At 45.1% G+C, this 19,409-nt stretch carries 11 protein-coding genes; 9 read left to right on the top strand and 2 right to left on the bottom strand.

Going from position 1 to position 19,409, the window contains the following annotated elements; all coding sequences use genetic code 11:
- The 9 genes from Q5076_RS14270 (at position 1) to Q5076_RS14230 (ending at position 16,049) form a co-directional block, all read left to right on the top strand.
- Positions 1 to 1,644, top strand: a complete 1,644-nt coding sequence (locus Q5076_RS14270; RefSeq protein ID WP_303014268.1) for a SusE domain-containing protein — start codon at positions 1 to 3, stop codon at positions 1,642 to 1,644.
- Between the two features lie 82 nt (positions 1,645 to 1,726).
- Complete coding sequence (locus Q5076_RS14265; protein ID WP_303014267.1) at positions 1,727 to 3,325, top strand: DUF4832 domain-containing protein; 1,599 nt, start codon at positions 1,727 to 1,729, stop codon at positions 3,323 to 3,325.
- A gap of 21 nt (positions 3,326 to 3,346) precedes the next feature.
- Positions 3,347 to 5,227: an FAD-dependent oxidoreductase gene (locus Q5076_RS14260; RefSeq protein WP_303014266.1), complete on the top strand. Its 1,881-nt coding sequence runs from the start codon at positions 3,347 to 3,349 to the stop codon at positions 5,225 to 5,227.
- Positions 5,220 to 7,286: an alpha-galactosidase gene (locus tag Q5076_RS14255; protein ID WP_303014265.1), complete on the top strand. Its 2,067-nt coding sequence runs from the start codon at positions 5,220 to 5,222 to the stop codon at positions 7,284 to 7,286. Before Q5076_RS14260 ends, Q5076_RS14255 begins: the two co-directional genes overlap by 8 nt.
- A 25-nt stretch (positions 7,287 to 7,311) precedes the next feature.
- The gene (locus Q5076_RS14250; protein WP_298044503.1) at positions 7,312 to 8,613 is read left to right on the top strand and encodes an acetylxylan esterase; all 1,302 of its coding nucleotides are present in this window, start codon (positions 7,312 to 7,314) and stop codon (positions 8,611 to 8,613) included.
- A gap of 28 nt (positions 8,614 to 8,641) precedes the next feature.
- Positions 8,642 to 10,438 (top strand): glycoside hydrolase family 2 protein, encoded by a 1,797-nt coding sequence (locus tag Q5076_RS14245; protein ID WP_303014264.1) that lies wholly within the window; start codon positions 8,642 to 8,644, stop codon positions 10,436 to 10,438.
- Positions 10,439 to 10,459: 21 nt separating this feature from the next.
- Entirely contained in the window at positions 10,460 to 11,314 is an 855-nt protein-coding gene (locus tag Q5076_RS14240; protein ID WP_303014263.1) for a DUF4886 domain-containing protein, read from the top strand.
- A gap of 11 nt (positions 11,315 to 11,325) precedes the next feature.
- Entirely contained in the window at positions 11,326 to 13,533 is a 2,208-nt protein-coding gene (locus Q5076_RS14235) for a glycoside hydrolase family 3 N-terminal domain-containing protein (RefSeq protein WP_303014262.1), read from the top strand.
- A 62-nt stretch (positions 13,534 to 13,595) separates the two neighbouring features.
- A complete protein-coding gene (locus tag Q5076_RS14230) occupies positions 13,596 to 16,049 on the top strand; it encodes a glycoside hydrolase family 3 protein (protein WP_303014261.1) in 2,454 nt (817 codons plus the stop codon).
- Between the two features lie 760 nt (positions 16,050 to 16,809).
- Here Q5076_RS14230 and Q5076_RS14225 read toward each other — a convergent pair.
- Complete coding sequence (locus Q5076_RS14225) at positions 16,810 to 17,820, bottom strand: 2-oxoacid:ferredoxin oxidoreductase subunit beta (protein ID WP_303014259.1); 1,011 nt, start codon at positions 17,818 to 17,820, stop codon at positions 16,810 to 16,812.
- Between the two features lie 3 nt (positions 17,821 to 17,823).
- On the bottom strand, positions 17,824 to 19,409 hold a 1,586-nt coding region (locus Q5076_RS14220), incomplete at its 5' end, for a 2-oxoacid:acceptor oxidoreductase subunit alpha (protein ID WP_303014258.1).

Here is a 19,409-nt window from a genome sequence, read left to right as displayed (position 1 = left end):
ATGAAAACAATACATTTATATAGAAACCTTACTATGGTGGCTGTGGGAATGTTGAATATGCTTGCCACCTCATGCGAAGAGGATATAAATAATACTGCCTCACGCAATCAGTCGGAGATTGAGCTGGTTCCTTCGGGTGAATATATCAAGCTCGATGAGAGCAAACCCAATGAAACTGCTGTCACTCTGAAGTGGAGCGCTGCTCACGACTTTGGAGAAGATTATATTACGACTTATAAATACGAGATGCAACTTATCGGTAGTGAGGCCGAAAATATCAAGGAGTTTGATGACGATGGGGAATTCCTTCGCTCGTACACCAACGAGGAGATGCAGAAAATACTGGTCGACCATTTCGGACTTACTACCAGTACCATTGGTGAAGTACTTTTTACTGTTACAGCCAGCTTTGAAGGGCCTCGTCTGATGGTTCCGGATATTGCTACCGCTACTTTAAAGATCAAAACATATGGTCCAAAACAGTATAAAGCTGATAATCTTTATGTAGGAGGTTCTGCTGTGGGTGACGAACTTATAAAGATGACGTTGAAGGATGAGGTAAACAAGATTTATAGCTACGAAGGAGCTTTGGTTGCCGGTAAGATAAACTTTCCCGTTGATTATGCCGACGAATTGAATGCCATTGGTCCGGAAACAGCCGATACTCCTATTACCACAGGTGAGATGACAGGTGTCATATTTGACCGTGCTGAAGCCAATTCGTGGGTGGTTCCATCTGCAGCTACCTATCGTATCACTGTGAATATGAGCAAACAGACCGTGAAGATAGTCGAAGCCGGTGCAGTAGTTGAAGCCGATCAGATATTCCTGGCTGGTAGTGCCGTGGGTGAAGACCAGATCGAGATGACCCAAGCTCTTGAAAACGACCAGATCTACGCTTGGCGTGGTGAACTGAAAGCTGGCAGCCTCTATATCCCACTCGTTTTCGAAGGTAATCAATCCATGGCCATTGTGCCAGAAGTAGCTGATAACCACGATATCGAGGATGGACAGTTGACAACATTCGGACAAGCACTCATCAGCAAAGTCGACAAACAGTATTGGACCATTCCGACTGGTGGTACTTATCGTATTGTATTGAATAAAGAGGAAAAGACTATTACTATCTATTCGGCTACTACTGATTTGAAACCACTCACTGTATCGTTCAACAACACCGAACTCGGGATAAATCCGTGGAGCCAAGAAGTCAATGTCTTGCACATGTACGGTGGTTTTAACAGTTTTGCTTATGATGCAGGTACTGACGAAGAAACCGGGAAAAACTTTAAGTACTGTCAAGTGAAATATAACCTCATTCAGAGTGTTGCTAATCCGAAAATCTTTGTTTATAAAGGTGAAGCATTGCCTCGCAATGAATATAAGGATAACTATGGTAAGACAAATGTCGGCTGGGTGAATTTCAGTACCTTACGATATGCTAATAACGGATGGTTCGTTGGATCTACTGCCGACGCTAAGCGTAACGACCACAATGGATATACTGAAGTAATAGCAGGTAAAATAGAAAAGGCCGTAACAGGTCAGGCTGACAACCGCTATGCTTACTTCCTCATCCCTGAAGGCTGTAACTATGTAGTAGTGGACATAGAAAACAATACAGTGCTTTTTGATATTAAATAAATCCAAAATGAAAGAATAAGGGGTGGGGTTTCAATCACTTCTTATTCTACCTTTAAACAATAACAATTAAGACGTATATTCTATGAATAAAATAATAAAAAACAACATCAAGACCTTGTTGATGTGTCTGCTGGCTACTACGACTTTCATAGGCACTTCTTGTTCAGACGATGATGACCTTACAACCGACTGCTGGAACATTGAAGGTAACACCACTGTCAGCATTAAGCCCGAACGCTATAAACTGTTGCGCAATCCCATGAGTGGATGGGTTATCTATTCAGGTATTGGGAGTGGTATGATGATGGATTTTTGGGAACTCTACGATAATTTTGAGTCGTCCGATGGCATTGTGAAGGTATCTGACTATGGTAGTACACTCTACATACGTGGTCTTTGGAGTCACTTTAATCCTGAAAGAGGGAAATATATATGGGATGAGACTCTACAGACCGAACCGGCGAAGCGTTTCCAAATGCTGGTGAAAGGAGCCAAAGAACGCAACTTAAAGCTCGCTTTCACCTTTGTGTGCGACAGTCGTGATAAGCATGAGGATGCTTGTCCCACTTATGTAAAAGAGGCCGGAGCCAAAGGATTTACCACTACTACCGGTAGTGTAAACGTATGGACGCCTTATCCCGACGATCCTATCTTTCAGAAAGAGTATGAAGCGTTCCTTACTGCTTTTGCTGCCAAGTATAATGACCCTGATGTCACTCAATTTGTGAGTGGTTTTGGGTTGGGGAAATGGGGCGAAACTCATTCCTTGAAATATTCTACAGGCGATGAAGCTCCCAGGCAGGTCGTATTTGAGTGGATTACTGACGTAATGTCTCGTCTTTTCACTAAAGTGCCCATTATGATCAACTATCACCGTTGTCTGCTTAGTACCAAAGAATTTAGTGGTGCCGATACCGATGTAGCTGCCGATATGGTGAGACGTGCCGTAGCCAAAGGGTTCTGTTTGCGTCACGATGCTTTCGGCATGAAGCAATATTATAAGGATTGGGAGCGTGGCATCAGTACTACCTATCATGGTATCGTACCTATCACTATGGAAGGTGGTTGGGTAGAATCATCACACGGTGGTTCTATTGCCGGCGATGGTTACAAGAATTTTGCCGAGGTGCGTCAGGGAGAATATGATGAAGCCAAGGGTGGTTATGTCAACATGATGGACCTCCGCTTTGATACCAACGTGAACAAAGGTGAAACTCATTCTTGGTTCAATACAGCTTTCCATTTGGTGAAGGAGTTTATTGCCGAAGGTGCTTACCGTCTCTATCCCGACCGTCTGTCTATTCCTACTATAGCCCGTAGTGGCAGTAGTGTATCACTTACTCACCGCTGGTCGAATTTGGGTTGGGGTTACTGTCCTACCAATTTGCCGCAGTATGGTGACAAGTACAAACTAGCTATCGCTCTGCTCGACAAGAATACAGAGGAGCCTGCCCATATCTATATAGAGGAGAAAGCGGACATTGCTACCTGGATGAGTGGAGCTCCAAAAACTTATACTAGCGATATCAAACTCACTGATGTAGCCCCAGGTACTTACACTTGGGCAGTGGGGTTGGTAGATACTACCAAAGAGAATGCTATTGGCATTTTCCTCTCAGCCCGCGATGAGTATCAAACCGTCCAAGGTTGGGTGAGAGTGGGAGATATAACTATTCAATAATCTTAAAAACGCTGTGCTGTGATGAAAAGACTCTTACTGACATGCATAGCCGTAGCCTGTAGCCTTGTGACTGTAGCCGAAGAACTACTCATCGAAGCAGAAAGTTTCAGTCGGCGAGGTGGCTGGGTGCTCGACCAGCAATTCATGGATCAAATGGGTTCGCCCTATCTCATGGCACATGGTATGGGTACTCCTGTGGCGGATGCTACGGCAGAAATCAATATTTCCCAAGCGGGTACTTACTACGTATATGCCCGTACTTACAACTGGACTTCACCTTGGACTGATGCTGAAGGTCCTGGAAAGTTCCGCGTGGCTTTAGGCGGCAAATTGCTGAAAGCTACGTTGGGACATACCGGTAACTCGTGGCAATGGCAGTTTGCTGGAAAGGTAGCATTGAAAGCGGGGACTACTTCTCTTGTATTGAAAGACCTCACCGGTTTCGATGGTCGTTGTGATGCTGTTTACCTTACGACCGATGCGGATACACAACCTGTTACCTGGGGTAGGGCAGAGACAGCCGCACTTCGTGCCCGTTTGCGACAACAACGGGTGGTACCGGCTCATCAATACGACTTTGTGGTAGTAGGAGGTGGCATAGCCGGTATGTGTGCTGCTGTATCGGCTGCCCGGTTAGGTTGCAAAGTGGCGTTAGTGAATGATCGTCCTGTATTGGGCGGTAATAACTCGTCGGAAGTTCGTGTACATCTTGGCGGTATCATCGAAATGGGGCCTAATCAGGGATTGGGGCGTATGATACGCGAATTCGGTCATGAACGTTCCGGTAATGCCCAACCGGGTGACTATTATGAAGATCAGAAAAAGGAAGACTTTATAGCTGCCGAAAAGAATATCACCCTTTATGCTTCGCAACGTGCTGTGGCCGTAAAGATGCAGGGTGATCGCATAGCATCAGTCACTATTCAACATATTGAGACGGGTGAACAAACCGAACTTACCGCTCCTCTTTTTAGTGACTGTACTGGCGATGCTACCATAGGCTACTTAGCCGGTGCCGATTGGACTATGGGACGTGAAGGCCGCGATGAATATGGCGAAAGTCTCGCTCCCGAGCAGCCCGACTCGCTAGTGATGGGCGCATCGGTACAATGGTATAGCAAGGACATGAAGAAGAAGACCTCTTTCCCCCGCTTCGAATATGGTATGCGCTTTGGCGCTGATAATTGTGAGCCTGTAACTATGGGCGAATGGAAATGGGAAACAGGAATGAACCGTAATCAAATCACCGAGGCTGAACGCATACGCGACTATGGACTTTTGGTGGTATATTCCAATTGGAGCTATCTGAAGAATCACTATGCGGATCGTAAAAAGTATGCCAACCGTTCACTCGATTGGGTGGCGTATGTTTCCGGTAAACGTGAATCTCGCCGCCTTCTGGGCGACTATGTGTTAGCACAAGACGATATAGACAAAAATGTGGCACACGAGGATGCTTCGTTTACTACCACTTGGAGTATCGACCTCCACTTCCCCGATAGCGTGAACAGTGTGCGTTTTCCTGATAATGAATTCAAGTCGGCAACGGTGCATCGTTGGATTCATCCTTACGCTGTCCCTTATCGTTGTCTTTATTCGCGCAATGTGGATAACCTCTTTATGGCAGGTCGTAATATGAGTTGCACACACGTAGCCTTGGGTACGGTGCGTGTGATGCGTACTACTGGTATGATGGGCGAAGTAGTAGGTATGGCAGCCGGACTCTGTCATAAGCATGGCGTAGAACCGCGTGATATCTATCATCATCATCTGCCCGAATTAAAGCAGCTTATGCAGGCAGGCTTGGGCAAACACAATGTACCCGATAACCAACGTTTCAACGAACCCAACAAGTTGTTGGAGGCTCCGGCTTACATCAAACCGCAGACAAACTATGAGTAAAAAAAGTATTATCACGATATTTCTCTCAACCATATTGGGATTGCCGCTTTGGGGAGGACAGCACTATTATGCTTTCCTGAAAGGTGATACATTACGTATGGGCAATAACTACATGGAGCGTACCATGCTGTGGAATAATGGTACACCTGTCACCATTAGCCTCACCGATAAGCTATGTGGAAAAATAATCCCGGCTCAAGGCAAAGAGCCCGACTTCTCGATTGTGAAAGGCATCCCTACAGCTGCTACTTTCACTGTGAATGAGATTCCAACGAATGGTATACATGCCAGCTATTTGCAAGCCACTGTGGCTTGCACCATCGGTTCTCTAAGTATAGAACGTCGCTATCGCATTTATGCAGACTGTCCCGCCATTGCCTGCGATACCTATCTGAAAGGACAAGTAGAACTTTACCAGAATAAAGATGACAATCGTTCTAATGCCGATCGTAAAAATATAGAGCACACAGCCGATATGACTACGGGGGTGAAAACTCCGACGATCGACAGATTGCAACTCTCCGGTAATCATTGGCGTGCCCGTACGGTAGAGTTCTTCGACTATACTGATTGGAACGACAATCTGGTGACAGAACGTACCTGGCTTCCTTACCGTCGCAATACCTATCGTGGTAATCTGCTTTTTGCTCACGATGTGGCTACCCGGCAAGGTTTCTTTTTCTTGAAAGAGGCTCCTTGCAGCAGTACCCAATTACATTATAATGGTTCCGACTTCGTGGCCGACTTTAGCGATTTTATGGTAGTGGGTCTGGGCATTGCATCTGATGATGTGAAACCGGATAGCTGGACTCGTGTTTATGGATGCGTTACCGGTGTCTATACCGGAGATGAACAAGAAGCACTAACAGCATTGCGCCTTTATCAAAAACAACTGCGCCACCACACTGCCGCACAGGATGAGATGATTATGCTCAATACCTGGGGTGACCGTAGTCAGGATGCTAAAATAGATGAGGCTTTCTGTCTGGCCGAGCTGGACCGTGCCGCACGTCTGGGTGTCACCCTCTTTCAACTGGACGATGGTTGGCAGAGCGGAAAAAGCCCCAACTCAAAGACAGCCGGAGGCAGTTTTAAAGATATCTGGAAAAATGCCGATTACTGGACGCCCAATCCCACGAAATTCCCTCATGGACTGAAGCGCATTGTAGAGAAAGGAAAGAAATTGGGTATTCGTATCGGATTATGGTTCAATCCTAGTATACAGAATGATTTTGCCGATTGGCAAAAAGATGCGCAAGTCATTATCGGGCTTTACAAGGAGTATGGCATCTGCTGTTTCAAGATAGATGGCTTACAAATACCTACTAAAACAGCCGAACAGAATTTACGCCGGTTGTTTGATACCGTGTTAGCACAAACCAACCATGAGGTGATTTTCAACCTCGATGCCACTGCCGGTCGTCGCGGTGGATATCATTATATGAATGAGTATGGCAATATCTTCCTGGAAAACCGTTATACCGATTGGGGCAACTATTATCCTTATCGCACCTTGCGTAATCTTTGGATGCTGTCTCGCTATGTACCGGCCGAGAAGATGCAGATAGAATTCCTTAATAAATGGCGTAATGCCGATAAGTACAGCACTACCGATCCATTTGCTCCCGCTCGTTATAGTTTCGACTACCTCTTCGCCATCACCCTGGCGGCACAGCCATTGGCTTGGATGGAGGCTTCGAACCTGCCCGAAGAGGCTTATGCTACGGCAACTCTGCTCAAGGAATATCAACCCTTGCAACTTCAATTTCATCAAGGCATCATATTACCCATTGGTGAAGAACCTTCGGGACGCTCGTGGACAGGATTTCAATCAATAGTCTCTGACACGCAAGGTTATCTCATTATTTACCGCGAAGACAATGATATAGCCAAAAGAACCATTGATACTTGGCTTCCGGAAGGTAAGAAGGTAACTTTTACTCCTTTGATGGGAAATGGCAAAAAGTTTGTTGCTGAAGTTGGTGTACAGGGTAAAGTAAGTTTCGAGCTGAATGATAAGAATTCTTTCACTCTTTATCAATATCAGGTAAAACCATGAAAAGACTATAAACAATAATGGAATTATGATAAAAAGTTTGCGTTCTGTTTTTCTTGCTTTGTTTGTTGCCGTGCAATTCGTTGTGTACGGGCAACCGGCGGAAAGGCTGATTCAAGTGCTGGTCACTCCCGACCACACCAATTGGTTGTATCAACCGGGAGAAAAAGTGAAATTCAAAGTAGCTGTACTGAAATGCAATATTCCACAAGATCATCTGGAAGTGCGTTATGAGATTTCGGAAGATATGATGAAACCTCATCAGACAGGTAAACAACCTTTGAAGAATGAAAAGCTCGAAATTAATGCAGGTACAATGAAAAAAGAGGGTTTTCTGCGTTGCCGTGCTTTTGTCAGTTATCAAGGGCGTGAATATGAAGGTGTAGCTACTGTCGGCTTTGATCCGGAGAAGCTACAACCGACTACTCCGTTGCCCGCCGATTTTCTTGAATTCTGGAAGAGCACCAAAGAAGCCGCTGAAAAGTGGTCGCTGGAACCTATAATGACTTTATTGCCGGAAAAGTGTACGGACAAAGTGAATGTATATCATGTTTCTTTTGCGAATAATGACTATGCATCCCGTATGTATGGCATCCTTTGTGTGCCGAAAGCTCCCGGAAAATATCCGGCCATCTTGAAAGTACCGGGTGCGGGTATCCGCGCATATAACGGGGAGCCCGAACGTGCCGGAAATGGTTTTATCATTTTGGAAATCGGTATTCACGGCATTCCGGTCAATCTGACGGGAGATGTATATCACCGACTTTATAACGGGGCCTTGAAGAATTACCATTCATTCAACACGGACGATCGGGATAAGTATTATTATAAACGGGTTTATACAGGCTGTGTAAGAGCCATTGATTTCATTTACACACTTCCCGAATTTAATGGTAATCTGGCAACTTTCGGTGGAAGCCAGGGCGGAGCACTTTCCATAGTGATTGCCGGACTGGATAACCGTGTCAAAGGATTAGTTTCTTTCTATCCGGCTTTGTGTGATATTGCAGGTTATGCTCATGGTCGTGCAGGAGGTTGGCCGCACATGTTTAAGGATGAAAGGAACCGGACACCGGAGAAGATTAAAACCATCCAGTATTTTGATGTAGTCAACTTTGCCCGGCAGGTTAAAGTACCGGGATTCTATACTTTCGGTTATAATGATATGGTCTGTCCGCCTACCACCACTTATTCGGCTTACAACATGATTAATGCTCCGAAAGAGTTGTTCGTGGCCGAAACGACTGCCCATTATGCCTATGCAGAGCAGTGGAGTGCTGCCTGGAACTGGGTGATGAATTTCCTGAAGAATGAATCGAGAAACGAATAATGTATAAATACCACAAACTAATAGATAAATGAAAATAGGTAAGAAATTAAATCTATGTCTGTTGTTGCTGATCGCTTTTGCAGGAAGCGTTGCGGCACAGGAACTGATAACGAATGTCTACGGTCGTGACATTCATTCACTGAATGGTAAATGGAATGCCATTATCGACCTGTACGACCAGGGACAACGAATGAAAATCTATGAAAATCAGCAACCGAAAGGAAATACTGATTTCTACGAATATGCATTCGAAGGCGGCTTGCGTCTTAATGTCCCGGGAGACTGGAACTCGCAGTCGCCCGAACTGAAATATTATGAGGGTACTGTATGGTATGCGCGTCATTTTGATGCCAAACGTCTGGCAGACAAGCGTCAGTTTCTTTATTTTGGTGCTGTCAGCTATCGTTGCAAAGTCTACCTGAACGGAAAAGAAATAGCAGAACATGAAGGTGGGTTCACCCCTTTCCAAGTAGAAGTGACGGACCTGTTGAAAGATGGCGATAACTTCCTGGCAATAGAAGTGAACAATCGTCGTACCAAGGACGCCATTCCTGCTATGGCGTTCGATTGGTGGAATTATGGCGGCATCACAAGAGATGTGTTGCTGGTGAAAACTCCCCGCACATTTATAGAAGATTACTTCATCCAACTGGATAAAAATGCTCCCGACCGGATCATTGCCCGTGTACGTCTTTCTGATAAAAAGGCAGGTGAAAAGGTGACAGTCGCCATCCCCGAACTTAAAATCAATGCGGAACTTACCACTGATGCGGAAGGAAAAGCGGAAACCGTATTGAATGCAAAGAAACTGCAACGCTGGTCGCCCGAAGAACCGAAACTCTATGGTGTGAGCATCTCTTCAAATACCGACCGCGTGGAGGAACAAATAGGCTTCCGTAACATCACAGTGAAAGGAACGGATATTTACCTGAACGGGAAACCGACATTTATGTGTTGCATCTCTTTCCATGAGGAGATTCCGCAGCGCATGGGACGTGCTTTCTCGGAAGTCGATGCAGCCATGTTGCTGAATGAAGCTAAGGCGCTTGGTGTGAACATGATTCGTCTGGCACATTATCCGCAGAATGAATACACGGTACGCTTGGCAGAAAAGATGGGTTTCCTTCTCTGGCAGGAAATTCCTATTTGGCAAGGCATTGACTTTACAGACAAAGATACCCGTAAGAAAGCACAGAAGATGCTTTCTGAAATGATAAAGCGCGATCAGAATCGTTGTGCAGTAGGTTACTGGGGTGTTGCCAATGAAACACAGCCTTCCAAAGAACGGAATGATTTTTTGACTTCCCTGCTTGAAACAGGCAAACAATTGGATACTACTCGTCTGTATGTCGCCGCTTTTGACCTTGTGCGCTTTAACAGTGAGAAACAGCGTTTTGTAATGGAAGATTCCTTTACTTCCCAATTGGATGTCGTAGCAATCAATAAATATATGGGCTGGTATCATCCATGGCCTGTTGAACCGAAAGATGCAATCTGGGAAGTAGTGACGGACAAACCGTTGATTATTTCTGAATTTGGTGGTGAAGCACTGTACGGTCAGTCCGGCGATGAGAATGTAGTCAGCTCCTGGAGTGAAGAGTATCAGGCACGTCTGTATAGAGATAATATCCGTATGTTCGACAATATCCCTAACCTGCGTGGAGTATCTCCCTGGATTCTGTTCGACTTCCGTTCTCCGTTCCGTTTTCACCCCACTAATCAGGATGGCTGGAACCGCAAAGGACTCATATCTGACCAGGGTATGCGTAAGAAAGCGTGGTATCTGATGAGAGATTATTACATGAAAAAAAGAAATAACCAATAGGTTTAGCTATATTTGATTGTGATGAAGAGATATAGAATTGTTGCGATTTGTATGTTCATATTGCTCCTTCTGCCGGAGGGGGTATATGGACAGCAAAAAGTAGTTAAGATATTGGCCATTGGCAACAGCTTTTCCCAAGATGCCGTGGAGCAGTATCTGCATGAACTTGCGGAAGCCGAAGGTATTTCAACCATAATCGGCAATATGTTTATTGGTGGCTGTTCTCTGGAACGCCATGTGAAGAATGCACGTGAAAATGCTCCTGCCTATGCCTACCGGAAAATCGGTACGGATGGAAAGAAACGGGAAAAAGGCAAAATGTCTTTGGAAATGGTGTTGGCGGATGAAGACTGGGATTATGTCAGCCTGCAACAGGCAAGTACTTTTTCCGGAATGTATGAGACGTATGAAGCCTCTCTTCCCGAGCTCATAGAGTATGTAAAAGCCCGTCTTCCCAAGAAAACAAAGTTGATGCTGCACCAGACTTGGGCGTATGCATCCACTTCCAATCACGGTGGATTTAAAAACTACAACCGCGATCAACTGACGATGTACCGAGCAATCGTAGATGCAGTGAAAAAAGCGGCTAAGGCGAATAAAATAAAGATTATCATCCCTTCCGGCACTGCTATACAAAATGCCCGTACCTCTTTCATCGGTGACCATCTGGATAGGGACGGTCATCATCTGGATGTGAAGGTCGGGCGTTATACTGCTGCCTGTACCTGGTTCGAACGTATCTTCAAACGTAATGTAGTCGGGAATCCTTATGGACCGGAGGGGTTGGATGAGGCGCGGAAAGCTGTCGCCCAAAACGCTGCCCATGCGGCAGTGAAGCATCCGTATAAAGTGACTGACCTGTTTATTACTAACTAACAGAAATACAAATGAGAAAAAAAATATTAGTTTACGGAATCTGTTTGCTAGCTACTGTATGTACTCTTTCGGCAAAGGATAAAAAAGATGGTGCGGTATATAAGGACGCAAAGGCTCCGATTGAGAAACGTGTAGATGACTTGTTATCCCGCATGACTTTGGAAGAGAAAGTGATGCAGTTGAACCAATATACCTTGGGACGGAATAACAACGTGAATAATATAGGTGAAGAAGTAAAAAAAGTACCTGCGGAAATCGGTTCTCTGATTTATTTCGAGACAAATCCCGGACTGCGTAATAATATGCAGAGAAAAGCGATGGAAGAGTCCCGTTTGGGTATTCCTATTATTTTCGGTTATGATGCCATTCATGGTTTCCGTACCGTGTATCCTATCTCGTTGGCGCAGGCTTGTTCCTGGAATCCGGATTTGGTGGAACAGGCGTGTGCCGTATCTGCACAGGAAGCCCGTATGTCGGGAGTGGACTGGACGTTCTCGCCGATGATTGACGTGGTACGTGACCCACGTTGGGGACGTGTGGCGGAAGGTTATGGCGAAGACCCTTATACGAACGGAGTATTCGGTGCAGCTTCTGTCAGAGGTTATCAAGGTGATAACCTATCGGCAGAAAACCGTGTGGCAGCCTGTCTGAAACATTTTGTAGGTTACGGAGCATCTGAAGCCGGACGTGACTATGTTTATACTGAAATCTCTAGGCAAACTCTTTGGGATACTTATCTGCTTCCTTATGAAATGGGAGTGAAAGCTGGTGCGGCCACTCTGATGAGTTCTTTTAATGATATCAGTGGTGTGCCGGGCTCGGCGAATCCTTATACAATGACTGAAATATTAAAGAACCGTTGGGGACATGACGGCTTTATCGTTTCCGATTGGGGAGCTATCGAACAGTTGAAGAACCAGGGATTGGCAGCAACCAAAAAAGAGGCTGCCCGGTATGCATTTACCGCCGGTCTTGAAATGGATATGATGTCTCACGCTTACGACCGTCATTTGCAGGAGCTGGTAGAAGAGGGTAGAGTGTCAATGGCTCAAGTAGACGAGGCTGTTCGTCGTGTTTTACTTCTGAAATTCCGTCTCGGTTTATTCGAACGTCCCTATACTCCTGTCACAACAGAGAAAGAACGTTTCTTTCGCCCGCAAAGCATGGAGATCGCTGCCCGACTTGCAGCAGAATCTATGGTATTGCTGAAAAATGAGAACAGGCTACTGCCGCTAGTAGATAAAAAGAAGATTGCTGTGATAGGTCCAATGGCGAAAAATGGTTGGGACTTGCTGGGTTCTTGGTGTGGTCATGGAAAAGATACGGATGTTACAATGCTCTATGACGGATTGGCAACTGAGTTTGCCGGAAAAGCCGAACTGCGTTATGCATTAGGTTGTCCGACGAAAGGAAATAACCGCGAAGGGTTTGCAGAAGCATTGGAAGCTGCACGTTGGTCTGACGTTGTTATTCTTTGCCTGGGAGAGATGATGACCTGGAGTGGTGAGAATGCATCCCGTTCCTCTATTGCCTTGCCGCCAATTCAGGAAGAACTGGCAAAAGAGTTGAAGAAAGCGGGCAAACCTGTCGTACTGGTATTAGTGAACGGACGTCCGTTGGAATTAAGCCGTCTGGAACCTATTTCTGATGCCATACTGGAAATCTGGCAACCGGGTGTGAATGGTGCGTTTCCGATGGCGGGGATATTGTCAGGACGTATCAATCCTTCGGGTAAACTTGCTATGACTTTTCCTTATTCCACAGGACAGATTCCTATCTATTACAACCGTCGTAAGAGCGGACGCGGACATCAGGGATTCTATAAAGATATAACAAGTGCCCCGTTGTACCCATTCGGTCACGGTCTGAGCTACACTGAGTTCAAGTATGGCGCTGTTACCCCTTCTGCCACTAAAGTGAAACGTAGCGATAAGCTCTCGGTTGAAGTAACTGTTACCAATGTCGGTACTCGTGACGGGGCGGAAACTGTCCATTGGTTTATCTCCGACCCGTATTGTTCGATTACCCGTCCGGTGAAAGAATTGAGGTACTTTGAGAAGCAGCTTATCAAAGTCGGAGAAACGAAAACCTTCCGTTTTGACATAGATCCGGAACGTGATTTCGGCTTTGTCAATGAGGACGGACAGCGGTTCCTTGAAACTGGAGAATATAATATCCTGGTACAGGGACAAACCGTTAAGATAGAATTGATAAACTAAAAACATGATTTATTCGGTATGCACATCACAACATTGTACCGATATCTAAAAACAGAATTACCATGAAGAAGAAAATAAGTAGCATAGGGATATGTATGCTTGTATGGAGCATATTAACTTGTGCACAGACTATTACTCCCCAAGCGGAACAACGTGCGAAAGAAATTGTATCTAAGATGACTTTGCAAGAGAAAATAGAGTATATCTCCGGATATACCAGCTTCTCTCTGCGTGCGATACCTCGTTTGGGAATACCTGAAATCAAGTTGGCTGACGGTCCCCAAGGCATCCGTAATCATGCCCCTAAAAGTACCCTTTATCCGTCCGGTATCCTGTCTGCTTCTACTTGGAACCGGAGATTGCTTTATAAATTGGGGCAAGGTTTGGGGCAGGACGCCAAGGCGAGGGGCGTTAATATCCTACTTGGTCCTGGCGTAAATATTTATCGTGCTCCATTGTGCGGGCGTAACTACGAATATATGGGGGAAGACCCTTATTTGGCGGGTGAAGCTGCTAAGCAATATATACTGGGTGTACAATCGGAGGGAGTTATTGCAACCATCAAGCACTTTGCCGCCAACAATCAGGAATGGAGCCGTCATCATGCCAGTTCGGATATAGACGAGCGTACTTTACATGAAATTTATTTCCCTGTTTTCCGCAAAGCGGTACAGGAAGCGAATGTGAGTGCTGTAATGAACAGCTATAATCTTCTGAACGGCGTTCATACCACTGAGCATAAATGGCTGAATATTGATGTCCTGCGCAATCTCTGGGGCTTCAAAGGTATTCTGATGTCGGACTGGACATCTGTATATTCCGGTATCGGAGCGGCTAATGCTGGGCTTGACCTTGAGATGCCCAAAGGACGTTTCATGAATGCCGACAATCTTATCCCTGCCATCAAAACCGGTACTGTTACTGAAGAAACCATCAACTTGAAAGTGCAACATATCTTGCAGACTTTAATTGCTTATGGCATGTTGGATAAGGAACAGAAAGACAGTAATATTCCGTTGGATAATCCTTTTTCCCGCCAGACAGCTTTAGAACTGGCACGCGAAGGGGTAGTATTGTTGAAAAATGCAGATAATCTGCTTCCATTAAAAGGACAAACAGCCGTAATGGGACCTAATGCCAATTTGATACCTACCGGTGGCGGCAGTGGTTTTGTCACTCCTTTTTCTACCGTCTCAGTAGCTCAAGGCTTGAAAGAACTGAAGAAAAATAATTTGGTGCTTTTGACGGATGATGTGATTTATGAAGATATTACCGATGAGTTTTATATTGATTCTAATCGTCAGGTGAAAGGTTTCAAGGCTGAATACTTTAAGAACAAAACACTTTCGGGACGGCCGGAAGTTATACGTACTGAATCATCTATTGATTATGATTGGGGATACGGAGTACCGTTGGAGGGTTTTCCGACAGATAGTTTTTCCGTCCGTTGGACAGCCTGCTATGTTCCGCAGGCAGACGGCCAGTTGAAACTTCATATAGGTGGTGATGACGGATATCGTTTGTTTGTGAATGACAAGCATATTACGGGAGATTGGGGTAATCATTCATACTCCAGTCGTGAAGTTGAACTGCCGGTTGAGGGTGGTAAAGAATATCGTTTTCGAATTGAATTCTTTGATAACATTTCTTCGGCTATTATCCGTTTCAACGCTTATAGCCTTAATGAAGCGAAACTTCGTCAAGGATTGGCAAAAGTGGATAATGTAGTGTTCTGCACCGGTTTCAACAGTAATACGGAAGGCGAGGGTTTTGACCGTCCGTTTGCTTTGCCTCACTATCAGGAACTGTTTATAAAAAAAATAGCTTCCATGCATTCTAATGTAGTGGTTGTGCTGAATGCCGGTGGCGGTGTGAATTTTAGCAACTGGTATGATGCTGCAAAGGCTATTTTGATGGCTTGGTATCCGGGACAGGAGGGGGGACAGGCGATTGCCGAAATCCTGACCGGTAAGATTTCTCCAAGCGGAAAGTTACCAATTTCTATCGAGAAGAAATGGGAAGATAATCCGGTACATAACAGTTATTATGAGAATTTGAAAGCCGAGATTAAGCGTGTAGATTATTCTGAGGGTGTCTTTGTCGGTTATCGTGGATACGACCGTTCGGGAAAAGAACCTTTCTATCCGTTTGGCTACGGATTGTCCTATACTACTTTTGCTTATAGCAATATAGCTGCGGAGAAAACGGGTGAACAGCAGATTACGGTTAGTTTTGATATAGAGAATACAGGCAAAATGGATGCTTCCGAAGTGGCTCAGGTGTATGTGCATGATGTACAAGCCTCTGTTCCCCGTCCTCAGAAAGAGCTGAAAGGATATGAAAAGGTATTCTTGAAGAAAGGAGAGAAGAAGCGGGTTTCTGTTGTGTTAAATGAGGATGCATTTTCTTTTTACGATATGAATCAGCATCGGTTTGTAGTGGAAAAAGGGGCGTTTGAGATTCTTGTCGGTCCGGCTTCCAATCAATTGCCTCTGAGAGTTCCGGTCGAGCTGTAATTGCTCGGCGGAAAAATGATTAACATATAATGATTTGTATTCTTGCTATTTTCGTTCTGTCATAATAATGATTAGTTTATTGAATATCAGTATTACATCTCCTAGTGACAGATGTTGACGATAAGTTGACAGTAGAATTGCTCACTTTAATTGTCAGGTATTCCTGCTTCCCCGGTAAGTCCCTTGTCTACGGGGTGGTTAAGTGGGACTTTATAAGTAGGGAAGTCGGTATAGTTATATTGGAATGCTGGTATAGTTACATTAGAGTACCGATATCATTAGTTTGTCACGACTGTGATTACCTCTTTTCACAGTTGTGACGAGATATTATCACGGTGGTGACAAGTACTTACCACTACCGTGGTAAATTAATCATATTGTTAGTCTGACAGAATGATGTTTGCCAGATAACAGAAGTATAGCGGTTATTTGACATATGTTTAATAGGTTTTTTTTATGAAAGGTGAGTAATATCGGACGGATAGGATATATGAGAGAACAATAAAATCATAGGCTGACAATAAAATGTATAAGATGATATTACCAGTATATTGTAATAGTTTATTTAACCTGTAATATTTTGTAAATCAGCGTTCTGAAAATGCTGACCTGACAATAAGGACTGTAGATTTCGTGTGTAAGTATAATCAATGATGTGGTTACATTTTCATTTTATGGTAACAGCTCTTAAAAATCGTTTCAACAAAAATGGAGAAAGATATTCAGTTATCTTTCTCCATTTTTTATTGTTGACATTGAATTACTTCACTTCCCATGTATCGTTAGTCATCAGTAATTCTTGGAAATTGTGGTATTTCTTTTTGCCTTTGATTTCTTCGATTTGTTCCGCAACCGCATCATTATAAGTCGGAGCGTCTACATCTCGGATTACACCAAGTGCAATTGGGAAGTCCGGTCCTTCCATCAAGGCTAACTTCAGTTGAAGGGTATTGTCCTGGCAATGTGCATCGTGGATAAGGATATCTTTTTCTGTGATACCGTTTTCACCGAGTTTCACAACTTTCAGCCCGAATCCTTCTTGCATTAGCCCGTATTCCTTGTTTTCGCCGAACAACATCGGTTTTCCGTGTTCCAGATAGATTGCATTCTTGTTGCGCCCTTCTTTAGTGGCTACGGAAGCATGGGTCCCGTCGTTGAATATCACGCAGTTCTGTAAGACTTCAACTACAGAAGCACCTTTATGGTTGGCTGCCGCCTTTAGCACTTCCACAGAAGCTGCGCCGTCCACTGCTATGCAACGCGCAAAGAAACGTCCGCGTGCTCCGAAAGCCAGTTCTGCCGGTCGAAACGGGTCTTCGACAGTTCCGTAAGGAGACGATTTGCTGATAAAACCGCGTTCCGAAGTCGGTGAATATTGTCCTTTTGTCAGACCGTAGATACGGTTGTTCAACAGAATCATGTTTAAATCAACATTACGGCGGACTGCATGGATAAAGTGGTTACCACCGATAGCCAGACCGTCGCCGTCACCGGAAATCTGCCAGATTGTTAGATTGGGATTTGCGACCTTAGCTCCTGTTGCGACAGCAGCGGCACGGCCGTGAATGGTATGAAAACCATACGTGTTTACGTAATAGGGCAGGCGCGAAGAGCAACCGATGCCGGAGATTACGGCGATGTTGTGCGGGGGTACTCCCAATTCGGCCATGGCCTTATGCAGTGAGTTCAGGAAAGCGTGGTCACCGCATCCCGGACACCAACGAGGCTGACCTGATTTATAGTCTTGTATGGTATATACTTTGTCGCTCATCTCTTATTCCTCCAATAATTTAGTGAATGCATCTATCAATTCTCTTGTAACGAAAGGTTGGCCTTTTACCTGATTGAACTGGTTGATATTCAGTCCGGGCACTTTCATACGTAGGTAACCTGCAAATTGTCCCAAGTTCTGTTCGGCTACTATAATTTTCTTGTATTTACGCAATATGTCGGCCGTATTCTTAGGCAGCGGGTTTATGTATTGGAAATGGGCGAATGCCACTTTCTTTCCATGTTCGCGCATGAAGTCCATAGCCAGGCGAAGATGGCCGTAAGTGCCGCCCCATCCGACAATCAGCAAGTCCGCATCCTTGTCTCCCAAGACTTCCAGTTCGGGAATACAGTCTGCAATTTTATCTACTTTTGCCTGACGCAGACAGACCATTTTGTTGTGGTTCTCGGGTTCGGTGGAGATGGCTCCCGTGTCTCCGCTCTTTTCGAGACCACCGATGCGGTGCATGAATCCTTCCGTTCCGGGGGTTGCCCAGTAGCGTACACCTGTTTCTTCGTTACGTTGGTACGGAGTCCAGTTACCGGCCATATCCGGGGTTACGTACGGAGGGTTGATGGCGGGATACTCATCCAGATTGGGAAGTTTCCACGCTGCGGAACCGTTGGCGACGAAGGCATCGGTTAGTAATACTACCGGTGTCATGTGTTCCAAGGCAATCTTACATGCCATATATGCGGCGTCAAAACAATTTGTCGGTGAAGTGGCTGCAATGACAGGCATGGGACTTTCACCGTTACGCCCGTAAAGTGCCTGGAGTAAATCGGTTTGTTCGGACTTGGTAGGCAAGCCTGTGGACGGGCCGCCACGTTGCACGTTTACGATAACCAGGGGAAGTTCGCCGATAACGGCAAGATTCATCGCTTCACTTTTCAGGCAGACACCGGGACCGGAGGTCGTGGTTACTGCTAAGGCACCTGCAAAAGCCGCACCGACAGCAGAGGCGCAACCTGCGATTTCATCTTCGCATTGTACGGTTTTTACTCCTAAGGATTTATGTTTAGCCAGTTCATGTAAGATGTCTGTTGCCGGGGTGATGGGATATGAACCCAGGTACAATTCAAGACCCGCTTTTTCTGCGGCGGCAATCAGGCCGTAAGCGGTTGCCTTATTACCGTTGATATCCGTGTACAGTCCTTTGGCTTTCGGAGCCTTACTTTCGATTTTATAAGTAGAGGTGGAAGCATGTGTGTTGGCTCCGTAATTAAAGCCGTCATTTAGTACTTTGATGTTAGCTTCTGCTATTTCAGGCTTTTTGGCGAATTTTTCGCGCAACATTTTTTCTGCTGCAGCCAGATTCCGATTGAACAACCAACAAACCAATCCGAGTGCGAACATGTTTTTGCAGCGGAGAATGGATTTATTGTCCAAGCCCGAATCTTTCAAGCTTTCTTTGCACATTGAAGAAATGGGCACTTCCAGTACTTCCTGTTTAACACCTAATTCCTCAAAAGGCTTGTCAGTCTTGAACTGCGCTTTTTCCAAATCTCTGGCTTCGAATGAATCGGAGTCGGTGATGATAAGTCCTTGCGGTTTACAGAATTTGATTTGTGTTTTCAGTGCGGAAGGAT

Origin of the sequence: uncultured Bacteroides sp., assembly GCF_958445495.1 — a bacterium.
Classification (GTDB): domain Bacteria; phylum Bacteroidota; class Bacteroidia; order Bacteroidales; family Bacteroidaceae; genus Bacteroides.
Note: the sequence above shows the minus strand (reverse complement) of the source record. Positions and strands in the feature narration are given on the sequence as shown.

What these genes read in the sequence shown, in the direction of transcription:
- Q5076_RS14265 (WP_303014267.1), top strand. Translation starts at nt 1,727, where the DNA reads ATGAATAAAATAATAAAAAACAACATCAAGACCTTGTTGATGTGTCTG.
- Q5076_RS14230 (WP_303014261.1), top strand. Translation starts at nt 13,596, where the DNA reads ATGAAGAAGAAAATAAGTAGCATAGGGATATGTATGCTTGTATGGAGC.
- Q5076_RS14245 (WP_303014264.1), top strand. Translation starts at nt 8,642, where the DNA reads ATGAAAATAGGTAAGAAATTAAATCTATGTCTGTTGTTGCTGATCGCT.
- Q5076_RS14240 (WP_303014263.1), top strand. Translation starts at nt 10,460, where the DNA reads ATGAAGAGATATAGAATTGTTGCGATTTGTATGTTCATATTGCTCCTT.
- Q5076_RS14260 (WP_303014266.1), top strand. Translation starts at nt 3,347, where the DNA reads ATGAAAAGACTCTTACTGACATGCATAGCCGTAGCCTGTAGCCTTGTG.
- Q5076_RS14270 (WP_303014268.1), top strand. Translation starts at nt 1, where the DNA reads ATGAAAACAATACATTTATATAGAAACCTTACTATGGTGGCTGTGGGA.
- Q5076_RS14255 (WP_303014265.1), top strand. Translation starts at nt 5,220, where the DNA reads ATGAGTAAAAAAAGTATTATCACGATATTTCTCTCAACCATATTGGGA.
- Q5076_RS14225 (WP_303014259.1), bottom strand. Translation starts at nt 17,820, where the DNA reads ATGAGCGACAAAGTATATACCATACAAGACTATAAATCAGGTCAGCCT.
- Q5076_RS14250 (WP_298044503.1), top strand. Translation starts at nt 7,312, where the DNA reads ATGATAAAAAGTTTGCGTTCTGTTTTTCTTGCTTTGTTTGTTGCCGTG.
- Q5076_RS14235 (WP_303014262.1), top strand. Translation starts at nt 11,326, where the DNA reads ATGAGAAAAAAAATATTAGTTTACGGAATCTGTTTGCTAGCTACTGTA.